Origin of the sequence: Amycolatopsis eburnea, from assembly GCF_003937945.1 — a bacterium.
Classification (GTDB): Bacteria; Actinomycetota; Actinomycetes; order Mycobacteriales; family Pseudonocardiaceae; genus Amycolatopsis; species Amycolatopsis eburnea.
In genome coordinates, this window is sequence record NZ_RSEC01000062.1 from 320,042 (window position 1) to 331,820 (window position 11,779).

An 11,779-nucleotide genomic window follows, 5' to 3' on the forward strand; every position below is an offset into this window, starting at 1 on the left:
CACGGTCGGGGACCCGGCCAGGCGGTAACCTCACCAGCACCCAAGACCGCTATCCGAGGAGGGCCCGTGTCGGCAGGGCAGATCGCCGCGTTGATCGCCGCAGGTGCATTCGTGGTGCTGGTCGTCCTGCTGGCGATCCCGCTGATCAAGCTCGGCAAGACGCTGGACGCGGCCACCGAGGCGATCGAGCGCACCAACAGCAACACCGACCCGCTGCTGATCGGCGCGAACCAGACGATCACGCACGTCAACACCCAGCTCGAGCGGGTGGACGGGATCACGTCGAACGCGCAGGCCGTCACCGGCAACGTCTCCGCGCTGACGTCGGTGTTCACCGCGACGCTGGGCGGCCCGCTCGTGAAGACCGCGGCGCTGTCCTACGGCCTGTCCAAGGCGATCCGCGCGCGCAAGAAGAAGAACGCGCTGAAGGCCGCGAAGAAGGCCGCCAAATGAGGCGGCTGTTCTGGCTCGGCGTCGGCGTGGTCGCCGGGGTAGCCCTGTCCCGCAAGGCGGCCGAAACGGCTCGTCAGGCCACTCCGGCGGGGTTAGCATCGAACCTGGGCGACGCCGTGCGCGAGCTGGCCGGCGCCGTGGGTTCGTTCGGCGCCGAGGTGCGCGCGGGCATGAACGAGCGGGAGCAGGAGTTGCACGACATGGTCGAGGAGCGGACGGGCGTTTCGGCGCCCCGCGCCGAAGGACGGCACGCGGCTGCCGCGCGGCGCCCGGTCCGGCGAGCTCGCCGGGCGGAGGGCTGATCCGGGCCTGCCCGGAACCCTTCCGCCGCCGCCGTCGACCCCGTTCGCAGCAACCAGCACAAGGACTGACCCGTGGACACACACGAAATCACCGATCGTTTCCTGCGCCATTTCGAGGGCAAGGGCCACACGCGCGTGCCCAGCGCGCCGCTGATCCTCGACGACCCGAACCTGCTGTTCGTCAACGCCGGCATGGTGCAGTTCAAGCCGTACTTCCTCGGTGAGGCGCCGCCGCCGTACCCGCGCGCGACCTCCGTGCAGAAGTGCGTGCGCACGCCGGACATCGACGAGGTCGGCAAGACCACCCGGCACAACACGTTCTTCCAGATGGCGGGCAACTTCTCCTTCGGCGACTACTTCAAGGAAGGCGCCATCGAGAACGCCTGGGAGCTGATCACCAAGCCCCAGAGTGAAGGCGGCTACGGCCTCGACCCGGACCGCATCTGGGCGACGGTCTACGAGGACGACTCCGAGGCCGCGGGCCTGTGGCGCAAGCTCACCGGCCTGCCCGGCGAGCGGATCCAGTCGCGCGACGGCAAGGACAACTACTGGGACATGGGCGTGCCCGGTCCCGGCGGCCCGTGCTCCGAGATCTACTACGACCGCGGCCCGGCGTACGGCCGCGAGGGCGGCCCGGTCGCGGACGAGGACCGCTACATCGAGATCTGGAACCTCGTCTTCATGCAGGACGTCCGCGGCGACCTGAGCCCCAAGCTCGGGCACAAGCCGATCGGCGAGCTGCCGAAGAAGAACATCGACACCGGCATGGGCGTCGAGCGCGTCGCGACGATCCTGCAGGGCGTCGAGAACGTCTACGAGACCGACCTCGTGCGCCCGGTCATCGGCCGCGCCGAGGAGTTCTCCGGTCGCCGCTACGGCAGCAACCACGCCGACGACGTCCGCTTCCGCGTCATCGCCGACCACGCCCGCACCGGCGTGCTGCTGATCGGCGACGGCGTCACCCCGGGCAACGACGGCCGCGGCTACGTGCTGCGCCGCCTGCTGCGCCGGATCATCCGCTCCTCGCGCCTGCTGGGCGTGCACGAGCCGGTGCTGCAGGCGTTCGCGGCGGTCGTGCGCGACACGATGGGCCCGACCTACCCCGAGCTGGTCGACGGCTTCGACCGGATCAACGAGGTCGTCCGGATCGAGGAGGAGGCCTTCCTCTCGACCCTGACCAGCGGCTCGCGCATCTTCGACCTCGCGGCCGAGGAGACCAAGCGCGGCGGCGGCGACGTGCTGGCTGGCGACAAGGCGTTCCAGCTGCACGACACCTACGGCTTCCCGATCGACCTCACCCTGGAGATGGCGGCCGAGCAGGGCCTGACCGTCGACGAAGAGGGCTTCCGCACGCTCATGAACGAGCAGCGGACCCGCGCGAAGGCGGACGCGGCGGCCCGCAAGACCGGCCACGGCGACCTCTCGGAGTACCGGAAGGTCCTGGAGCAGCACGGCGAGACCGAGTTCCTCGGCTACACCGACCTGCAGGCCGAGGCGAAGGTCGTCGCGCTGCTCGAAGACGGCCAGCCGGTCCGCAGCGTCGCCGCGGGCAAGAAGGCGGAGCTGGTCCTCGACCGCACGCCGTTCTACGCCGAGAGCGGTGGCCAGGTCGCCGACACCGGCGTGCTGCTGGGCGACGGCGTCGAGCTGAAGGTGCTGGACGTCCAGAAGATCGTCCCGGGGCTGTTCGTGCACCGCGTCGAGGTCGTCGACGGCGAGATCGGCCTGGACTCGAAGGTCACCGGCTCGGTCGACGCGCACCGGCGTCTCTCCATCGAGCGCTCGCACTCCGCGACGCACCTGGTGCACGCGGCCGTCCGCGGCGCGTACGGCAAGCGCGCGGCGCAGGCGGGTTCGCTGAACTCGCCGGGCCGCATGCGGTTCGACTTCACCACGCCGGGCTCGGTGTCGGCGGACGTGCTGACCGAGGTCGAGCAGGAGGTCAACGACTACCTGCTGACCAACGTCGAGGTGAACAGCTTCACCACGACCAAGGACAAGGCCCTCGAGCTGGGCGCGGTCGCGCTGTTCGGCGAGAAGTACGGCAACGACGTCCGCGTGGTCGACATGGGCGAGTACTCCCGCGAGCTCTGCGGTGGCACGCACGTCGGCCGGATCGGCGAGCTCGGCCTGGTCAAGCTGGTCTCCGACGCCTCCATCGGCTCGGGCGTGCACCGCGTCGAGGCGCTGGTCGGTTCGGACGCGCTGAAGTACGTCCGCAAGGAGCAGCTGCTGGTCTCCCAATTGGCCAGTACCTTCAAGGTCCCTTCGGAGCAACTTCCCGGCCGCATCGACGACGTCCTGACCCGGCTGAAGAACGCCGAGAAGGAGATCGCGCAGCTCAAGACCCAGCAGGTGCTGGGCTCGGCGGGCGCGCTGGTCGACAAGGCGCAGGAGATCGGCGGCGTCACGGTCGTGGCCGAGGTCGTCCCGGACGTCGACGGCAACGGCCTGCGCGCGCTCGCCGCCGACATCCGCGGCCGGCTCGGCGCGCGGCCCGGCGTGGTGGCGCTGTTCTCGCCGGCCGGTGAGAAGCTGAGCTTCGTCGTCGCGACGACCAAGGCGGCCCAGGACAAGGGGATCGCCGCGGGCAAGCTCGTGCCGTCGTTCGCCGAGAAGATCGGCGGCCGCGGCGGCGGCAAGCCCGACATGGCCCAGGGCGGCGGCACCAACCCGGCCGGCGCGGCCGACGCGGTCGCGGCCCTGCGCTCGGCGATTGCCGGCATTGGCTGACCGCGGAAACCGCGGCCCGGATCGCCCAGGCAAGGACGATCCGGGGCGCGGCCGTCGGCTCGGGGTGGATGTCGGATCCGTCCGGGTCGGGGTGGCGCTCAGCGATCCGGCCCCCCTGCTCGCTTCGCCATTGGTTACCCTCTCCCGCGATGCGACCGACGACAGTGATCTGGACCAGCTGGCCGCCCTCGTCACCGAGCACGAGGTGGTCGAGGTGATCGTGGGCCTGCCGAGAACGCTCGCCAACCGCCAGGGACCGGCGGCCGAGCTGGCGATCGCGTACGCTGAACGCCTGGCCGGGCGGATCACGCCCGTGCCGGTCCGGCTGGGCGACGAGCGGCTGACCACGGTCACCGCATCCCGCATCCTCTCCCAGCGCGGGGTCAAAGGCCGCAAGCAGCGCGCGGTGGTCGACCAGGCCGCCGCCGTCGAGATCCTGCAGGCCTGGATCGACGCCGCCGCCGCGCACCGCGCCCGGGAGGGAGACCGATGAACGAGCAGCACCCCGAGCTGCCCCGCGGACGCAGGCGACTGCGCGAGCCGGGACCGGCCACCCCGCCGCCGTCCCGTCCCGCACCGCGCCGTGACGACCCGCGGGCGAGCGGGTACCAGGAACTGCCGCAGGCTTCGCGGCACAGCGGCGAGTACGACCTGCCCCAGCCGTCCCGCCGCGGCCGCTCCGCCGAGCCGGGCCCCGACGCACCGGGCGGCCGCCGTCGCCGCCTGGAGCCCCCGGCCCCGCTGCCCCCGGCCGAAGCGGACTTCGACCCCCGCGACGCCGAGCGCGCCGGCCCGGCCCGCGCCCGCCACGGCCTCGACGCGGGCGCCGACGGCCCCGCCCCGCGCCGCCGCCGCACCACCCCGGACCCCGCCGAGCCCCGGCGCCGCCGCCCCGCACGGGACGAAGCCGCCCGCCGTCGGCGACCGAGTCCGGAGGAGCTGGCGGAGGTTGAGGCGCGTCGGCGTCAGGGGATGCCGGAGCCGGAGCTGGACGACGTCCGCCGTCGGCGACCGAGCCCGGAGGAGCTGGCCGAAGCCGAGGCCGCGCGCCGTCGGCGACCCAGCCCGGAAGAGCTGATGGAAGCCGAGGCTCGCCGCCGTCAGGCGATGCCGGAGCCGGAGCTGGACGACGCCCGCCGTCGGCGACCCAGCCCCGAGGAGCTGGCCGAGGCCGAAGCCGCCCGACGGCACCAGGCGATGCTCGACCTCGAAGAAGCCGCCGAAGCGCAGGCCGCCCGGATGCGCGGCAGCGCCGACGAGGGCGCCGAAGCACGAGTCGCCCACCTGCGCGGCGGACCCGCCGACGAGCCCCCGCAGCAGCGCCGCCGCGGTCCGGCGCCCGACCCGGCCGAAGGCGCCGATCCGCGCCGCCGCCGGGCCGCCGAGCCCGATGCCGAATCGCTGCGCCGCCGGGCGGCTCTCGAGCCCGAGGCCGAGTTCGATCCCCGCGCCGAGCCCCCGCGGCGGTCCCGCCAGCCGGGTGACCGCTCTGCCGGCGTGCCCGAACCCGGTGCCGAACCGCCGCGGCGCCGCCGTCCGCCGCCCCCGCCGGTGCGGGACGACCCGCCCACGGACATCATCCCGGCGCAGGCCCCGCCCGAGCCGGCCCACGAGGACCCCGGCGAGTTCTTCGCCGAGGACGACGAGTACGCGGACTACGACGAGTACGAAGACGACTACGACGAGGCCGAGTACGACGACGAGTACGACGACTACGAGGACGAGCCGGCCAAGCCCCGCAAGAAGAAGGGCAAGCGGTTCCTGGGCTGGGTCGCCGCGATCGCGGTGATCGCCCTGCTCGCTGGCGGCGCCTACTACGGCTTCACCAAGTTCTTCGGCTACGAGGACTTCGACGGCGCCGGTGACGGGGACGTGCTGTTCCAGGTCGACGACGGCGACTCGACGTCGGCGATCGGAGCGAAGCTCGCCACCGCCGGCATCGTCGCCAGCGGCAAGGCGTTCGTGAAGGCCGGCGAGGACAACCCGAAGCTGGCCCGGATCCAGCACGGCTTCTACGTGATGAAGTCGCACATGTCCGGGGCCAGCGCGGTCGACCGGATCACCTCGCCGGCGTCGCGCGTCGGCCAGCTGGAGATCCGGCCGTACACGCAGTTCGACGACATCACCCAGCCCGACGGCAAGGTCACGCCCGGCGTGTACAGCCTGCTGGCGAAGGCGACGTGCGCGCAGCTCGACGGCAAGAGCACCTGCGTGTCCGCCGACGACTTCCGCAAGGCGGTCGACGGCGCGGACCTGAAGGCGCTCGGCGTGCCGGACTGGGCGATCGAGCCGGCGAACAAGGCCGACCGCAAGGACCGCAGGCTGGAAGGCCTGATCGCGCCGGGCCTCTACGACGTCCGGCCCGGGGCGAACGCCCAGGAGGTCCTCGGGCAGCTGGTGAAGAGCTCGACCGAGGCCATCCAGAACGCCGGGCTGAGCCCGCAGTCGACCGGCCCGGGCATGACGCCGTACCAGACGCTGATCATCGCGTCGATCATCGAGCGCGAGGCGGTGAAGGCCGACTTCGGCAAGCTGTCGCGGGTCATCTACAACCGGCTGGCGATCAACATGCGGCTGCAGATGGACTCCACGGTCAACTACGTGCTCGACCGGCCGACGCTGCTGACGAACGAGGCCGACCGCGTGAAGTCCGGCGCGTACAACACGTACAAGAACGCCGGGCTGCCGCCGACGCCGATTTCGGTGCCGAGCGCGGACGCGATCCAGGCCGCGGTGCACCCGGTGGCGGGGGACTGGGTCTACTTCGTCAAGTGCGAGAAGAACGGCCTGTCCTGCTTCGCGGTCACCAACGACGAGCACAACAAGAACCGCGACCTGGCCAGGCAACGCGGTGTCATCTGAGCCGCGCAAGGCGGCCGTGCTCGGCAAGCCGGTGGCGCACTCGCTGTCCCCGGTGCTGCACGGCGCCGCGTTCGCCGCGCTCGGCCTGACCGGCTGGACGTACGAGCGGATCGAGACGGGCGCCGAGGAGCTCCCGGCGCTCGTCGACGGCCTCGGCCCGGAGTGGGCGGGCCTCTCGGTCACCATGCCGGGCAAGCGCGCGGCCCTGGACCACGCGGCTGAGGCGACCCCGCGCGCGGCGGCGGTCGGCGCGGCCAACACCCTGGTCCGCACCCCCCGCGGCTGGCTCGCGGACTGCACGGACGTCGAAGGCGTCACCGGAGCCCTGCGCGCGGCGGGCGGCTACGAGCCGTCGCCCGGCGACACGGCGGTGGTCCTCGGCGCGGGCGGCACCGCGGCGGCGGCGGTCGTCGGCCTCGCGGCTCTCGGCGTCCGCCGGGTGCGCCTCGTGGTGCGTGAACCGGCCCGGGCGGCGGAAACCCTCGACGCGGCCAAGCGCGCCGCGCTCGACGTCGACGTCCTCCGCTGGGCCGACACGGATTTCGCTTCGCTGGCATCCTCGGCGGTCCTGGTGAACACGGTCCCGCCGCCCGCGGTGGCTCCGCACGTGGCGGAGCTGGCGGCGATCGCGCACGTCCTCGACGTCATCTACCACCCGTGGCCGACCCCGCTGGCCGAAGCGGTGGCGGCGCGGGGCGGCCGCCTCGCGACCGGGCTGGACATGCTGCTGCACCAGGCGTTCGGCCAGGCCGAGCACTTCACCGGCCGGCCGGCCCCACGCGCGGCGATGCGGGACGCGCTGCGCGAAGCGACCGGAAATCTGCTGCCGCTGCCGATCGCCTGACGCTATTCTGGCGGACTGCCCAAAAGAAGGGGGTCTGCCCAGGATGAGCAGTCAAGAAGCCTTGAGCGACGACGAGATCGAGTCGGGCTGGGTCGGCGGCGAGGCGCCGAAGCTCAACTCGACGGTCACACTCGTGGACTACGACCCGGAGTGGCCGAAGCTCTTCGAGCGCGAAGCCGAACGGATCCGGGACGTGCTGGGGGAGCGGGTGCTCGTGCTGGAGCACGTCGGCTCGACGTCGGTACCGGGCCTGTGCGCGAAGCCGATCGTCGACATCCTGCTGGAAGTCCCGGATTCCGGCGACGAGGACGCCTACGTCCCGGCGCTGGAGGCGGCGGGGTACCGGCTCGTCATCCGTGAGCCGGACTGGGAGAAGCACCGCTGCTTCAAGGGCCCGGACACGAACATCAACCTCCACGTGTACTCGCCGGGCAACGGCCAGACGCCGCGCTACCGGCTCTTCCGCGACCGGTTGCGGTCGCATCCGTCGGAGCTGGCGCTGTACGCGGCGAAGAAGCGGGAACTCGCGGCGCGGGAGTGGAAGTACATCCAGCACTACGCGGACGCGAAAACGGAGGTGGTGGAGGAAATCCTCGGCCGGGCTCGGGCCGAGCAGTACGACGCTTTCAGCGAGTCTTATGCGGCGCACGCGGAGAAGTCGGTGACGAACGCGTGGTACGACCGCCCGGCGATCGTTTCGCTGGCGGGTGAGGTCTCGGGTCGACGTGTTCTGGACGTGGGTTGTGCGGCCGGGCACTTGAGCGCGTTGCTGGCCTCGGGGGGTGCGGATGTCCTGGGGGTGGATGCCAGCCCGGGGATGGTTTCCGTCGCCCGGCGGAAGTTCGGCGACGTCGCGCGGTTCGAGGTCGCGGACGTGACCCGGCCGCTCGCCCTCGAGACCGGTTCCTTCGACGTGATCACGGCTTCGCTGGTGCTGCACTACGTGAAGGACTGGGCGCCGATGCTGGCGGAGTTCCGGCGGGTGCTGAAACCCGGTGGGGCGCTGGTGTTTTCGGTGCACCACCCGGGCGAGGACTGGCGCTGGTTCGACCGGGAGAACTACTTCGAGCTGGAGCTGCTGGAGGACGAGTTCCCGGCCGGCCAGGTGGTGCGCTTCTACCGGCGCCCGTTGAGCTGGACGTTCAACGCGGTCCGGGAGGCGGGGTTCGCGGTGGACCGGCTCGAGGAGCCGATGCCGGTTCCGGAGGCCGACGAAGCCGACCCGAAGTGGGCGGCGAACCTGCGGACGAAGCCGCGGTTCCTGTACTTCCGGGCGGTCAGTCCCGCTTAGCCAGGTCCTGGATCAGCTCCACGATCTCCCGGCTCACCGGCCGGAAGATCCGCAGCCGCGACAACGCCGCCACCCGGGCCAGCAGCGGCACGCTCCGCTCCACCAGCATCCGGCTGCGCTGGGTCCCCGCCGAGCGGTCGTGGACCCAGAACAGCACCACGCCCATCTGGTACAGCCACAGCAGCTCCGGCAGCTGCCCCCGCAGCTCCGGGTCCAGCTTGACGTCGGAGCCGTCGACGACCTCGCGCATCAGGCCGATCGAGGCCTCGCGGGCGGCCGACGAGTCGTCGCTGAACGGGCTCAGCGGCGACTCGGGGTCGGCCGCGTTGACGAAGAACTGGGTGCCGAAGCGGTGGTAGGGCGCGGCGACGTCGAGCCAGCACAGCAGCACCGCGCGCAGGCGGGCCGCGAAGGCCGGTTCGGCGTCGAGCAGGGGGCGGGCCTTCGCCAGGTGCTGCCGCGCGATCTCGTCGTAGAAGCCCTGGATCAGCTGTTCCTTCGACGAGAAGTAGTAGTACGCGTTGCCCACCGAGACGCCCGCTTCGGCGGCGATCGCGCGCATCGTCGTGCGGTCGTAGCCGTTCTCGGTGAACAGCCGCATCGCGGTCGTGACGATCAGGGACCGCGTTTCCTCGCTCTTGGCCACGGACTGCACGTTAGCGCCGGTTCCGTCAGTGCTGCGGGAAGGGCGGCATCCCCGGGTAGGGGACGGGCGCCGGCGGCACCGGCTTCGGGGCCAGGTGGCGGCGGCGGATGCCGTTGAAGACCAGCACGTTCACCAGGTGCATGACGCCGAGGATGAGCGCCACCACACCGACCTTCAGCGAGAGCAGCTCGAACACCTCGCGGGCGCTGAGCACGCTCGCCCGGCTGGTCAGGAACAGCGTCACGAACCCGAGGCTGATCAGGTAGAAGCCCACGACCAGCAGCTGGTTGACGGCGGCGGCCAGGCCCGGGCTGTCGGCGAAGACCTCGGCGAGGAAGGTGCGGCCGTGCTTGCTCAGCGTCCGGGCCACGAGCACCGTCAGCGGGATGCTGATCAGCAGGTAGAGCGCATACGCGAGGACGACGGGGTCCATGGTTCCTCCAAGTTTTGAACGTGTTCAAGAAGACCGTAGCGCGCTTTTTGAACACGTTCAAGAGGGTAGGGTCACGCTCGTGAAACGCATCGCCGCCGGGCTGTCCATCGCCGCCCTCGCCGCGCTCTTCGTCCCCGCCACCGCCGACGCCGGATTCGGCACCAACGTCCGCTTCGCCACCTTCAACGCCTCGCTCAACCGCGCCGCCGCCGGGCAGCTCGTCACCGACCTGTCCACGCCGGGCAACGCCCAGGCCCAGGAGGTCGCCGAGGTCGTGCAGCGCAACCGCGCCGACGTCCAGCTGATCAACGAGTTCGACTACGTGCCCGGCAACGCCGCCGCCGACCTGTTCCGCAAGAACTACCTGGCGGTCGGCCAGCACGGCGCGCAGCCCATCGACTACCCGTACGCCTACACCGCGCCGGTCAACACGGGCGTGCCGACCGGGTTCGACCTCGACCGCAGCGGCACGGTCGGCGGCGGCAACGACGCGCAGGGCTTCGGCGCGTTCGAGGGCCAGTACGGCTTGCTCGTGCTGTCGAAGTACCCGATCGACCTCGCGCACGTCCGGACGTTCCAGAAGTTCCTCTGGAAGGACATGCCGGGCGCGCTGCTGCCCGACGACCCGGCCACGCCGGCGCCGCACGACTGGTACAGCCCCGCCGAACTGGACGTGCTGCGGCTGTCGTCGAAGTCGCACTGGGACCTGCCGCTGAAGATCGGCCGGTCCACCGTGCACTTCCTGGTCTCGCACCCGACGCCGCCGAGCTTCGACGGCCCGGAGGACCGCAACGGCACCCGCAACCACGACGAGATCCGCTTCTGGGCCGACTACGTGACACCCGGCAAGGGCGGCTACCTCTACGACGACCGCGGCCACCGCGGCGGGCTGGGCGCGTCCGAACGGTTCGTCGTCGCGGGCGACAACAACTCCGACCCTCTCGACGGCGACAGCGTCCCCGGCGCCATCGACCAGCTCCTGAACGCGCGCCGGGTGATCGAGACGCACCCGGGCAGCCAGGGCGCGGTGCTGGCCGCGCAGGCACAAGGCGGGGCCAACACGACGCAGAAGAGCGACCCCTTCTACGACACCGGCGACTTCAACGACGTCGCCCCGGGCAACCTCCGGACCGACTACGTGCTGCCGTCGAAGGGCCTGCTGCCGTGGCACGCGGAGGTGTTCTGGCCGGTGCCGTCCGACCCGCTGGCCCGGCTCAACGACGCCTCGGACCACCACTTGGTCCGCGTGGACGTCTTCGTGCCACTACGGTGAGATCATGCGCATCGCGATCCTCGACGACTACCAGAACGTCGCGCTGACGTTCGGCGACTGGGACTCGCTGAAGGCCGGCATCACGGTCTTCACCGAGCCCCTCGCCGACGTCGTGGCGCAGCTGCAGGGCTTCGAGGTGATCGTCGCGATGCGCGAGCGGACCCGGTTCCCGGCCGAGGTGCTCGACCGGCTGCCCGACCTCAAGCTGCTGGTCAGCACCGGCCCGCGCAACGCCGCCATCGACGTCCCGGCCGCGAAGCGCAACGGCGTCGTCGTGTCGAAGACCGGCTACCTCGGGGAGCCGACCGCCGAGCACACCTGGGCGCTGATCCTCGCCGCGGCGCGGAACCTGCCGCGGGAGTTCCGGTCCATGCGGGAGGGTGGCTGGCAGACGACCGTCGGCACCATGCTGCACGGCAAGACGCTGGGCCTGCTCGGTCTCGGCAGGCTCGGCGCGGGCGCGGCGAAGATCGGGCAGGCCTTCGGGATGGAGACCATCGCCTGGAGCCAGAACCTGACGCCGGAGAAGGCCGCCCCGCACGGCGTCACGGCGGTGTCCAGAGAGGAGCTGTTCGCGCGCTCGGACGTGCTGTCGATCCACCTGGTGCTCAGCGACCGCACGCGCGGTCTGGTCGGCGCGCCGGAACTCGCCGCGATGAAGCCGAGCGCGATGCTGGTGAACACCTCACGCGGGCCGATCGTCGACGAGGCCGCGCTGGTGGACGCGTTGCGCCGCAACGAGATCCGGGTCGCGGCGCTGGACGTCTACGACGTCGAGCCGTTCCCGGCCGACCATCCACTGAGGACACTCGACAACGCGGTCCTGACACCGCACCTCGGCTTCGTCGCGCGCGAGACCTACGAGATCTTCTACGGCGACGCGGTCGAGGACATCGCGGCCTACCAGGCGGGGGAACCGATCCGGCTGATGGAGTAGGCGTG

At 71.6% G+C, this 11,779-nt stretch carries 11 protein-coding genes; 9 read left to right on the forward strand and 2 right to left on the reverse strand.

The annotated features are described in order from the left end of the window. Positions 1 to 66: 66 nt before the first annotated feature. The 7 genes from EIY87_RS43655 (at position 67) to EIY87_RS43685 (ending at position 8,485) form a co-directional block, all read left to right on the forward strand. Positions 67 to 453, forward strand: coding sequence for a DUF948 domain-containing protein (locus EIY87_RS43655; protein ID WP_086865270.1), 387 nt, complete (start codon positions 67 to 69; stop codon positions 451 to 453). Continuing rightward, entirely contained in the window at positions 450 to 755 is a 306-nt protein-coding gene (locus EIY87_RS43660; RefSeq protein WP_125315864.1) for a hypothetical protein, read from the forward strand. The genes EIY87_RS43655 and EIY87_RS43660 overlap by 4 nt, the downstream gene beginning before the upstream one ends. Before the next feature lie 72 nt (positions 756 to 827). Beyond that, the gene (gene alaS / locus EIY87_RS43665) at positions 828 to 3,488 is read left to right on the forward strand and encodes an alanine--tRNA ligase (RefSeq protein ID WP_125315865.1); all 2,661 of its coding nucleotides are present in this window, start codon (positions 828 to 830) and stop codon (positions 3,486 to 3,488) included. Positions 3,489 to 3,552: 64 nt separating this feature from the next. After that, the gene (gene ruvX, locus EIY87_RS43670; protein ID WP_225440400.1) at positions 3,553 to 3,981 is read left to right on the forward strand and encodes a Holliday junction resolvase RuvX; all 429 of its coding nucleotides are present in this window, start codon (positions 3,553 to 3,555) and stop codon (positions 3,979 to 3,981) included. Beyond that, on the forward strand, positions 3,978 to 6,350 hold the full coding sequence (gene mltG, locus EIY87_RS43675) for an endolytic transglycosylase MltG (protein ID WP_125315866.1): 2,373 nt from the start codon (positions 3,978 to 3,980) through the stop codon (positions 6,348 to 6,350). Before ruvX ends, mltG begins: the two co-directional genes overlap by 4 nt. A 16-nt stretch (positions 6,351 to 6,366) precedes the next feature. Then, positions 6,367 to 7,194: a shikimate dehydrogenase gene (locus EIY87_RS43680; protein WP_263855665.1), complete on the forward strand. Its 828-nt coding sequence runs from the start codon at positions 6,367 to 6,369 to the stop codon at positions 7,192 to 7,194. A 43-nt stretch (positions 7,195 to 7,237) separates the two neighbouring features. Further along, on the forward strand, positions 7,238 to 8,485 hold the full coding sequence (locus tag EIY87_RS43685; RefSeq protein ID WP_125315868.1) for a GrpB family protein: 1,248 nt from the start codon (positions 7,238 to 7,240) through the stop codon (positions 8,483 to 8,485). Here EIY87_RS43685 and EIY87_RS43690 read toward each other — a convergent pair. Continuing rightward, positions 8,472 to 9,131 (reverse strand): TetR/AcrR family transcriptional regulator, encoded by a 660-nt coding sequence (locus EIY87_RS43690; RefSeq protein WP_125315869.1) that lies wholly within the window; start codon positions 9,129 to 9,131, stop codon positions 8,472 to 8,474. The two genes, EIY87_RS43685 and EIY87_RS43690, sit on opposite strands and share 14 nt — an antisense overlap. Before the next feature lie 25 nt (positions 9,132 to 9,156). Beyond that, positions 9,157 to 9,564 (reverse strand): hypothetical protein, encoded by a 408-nt coding sequence (locus tag EIY87_RS43695; protein ID WP_125315870.1) that lies wholly within the window; start codon positions 9,562 to 9,564, stop codon positions 9,157 to 9,159. A gap of 79 nt (positions 9,565 to 9,643) precedes the next feature. On the opposite strand from EIY87_RS43695, the gene EIY87_RS43700 reads away from it, so the two are divergent. Beyond that, positions 9,644 to 10,837 (forward strand): endonuclease/exonuclease/phosphatase family protein, encoded by a 1,194-nt coding sequence (locus tag EIY87_RS43700; protein WP_125315871.1) that lies wholly within the window; start codon positions 9,644 to 9,646, stop codon positions 10,835 to 10,837. A gap of 4 nt (positions 10,838 to 10,841) precedes the next feature. Next, entirely contained in the window at positions 10,842 to 11,774 is a 933-nt protein-coding gene (locus EIY87_RS43705) for a D-2-hydroxyacid dehydrogenase family protein (RefSeq protein ID WP_125315872.1), read from the forward strand. Positions 11,775 to 11,779: the final 5 nt, after the last annotated feature.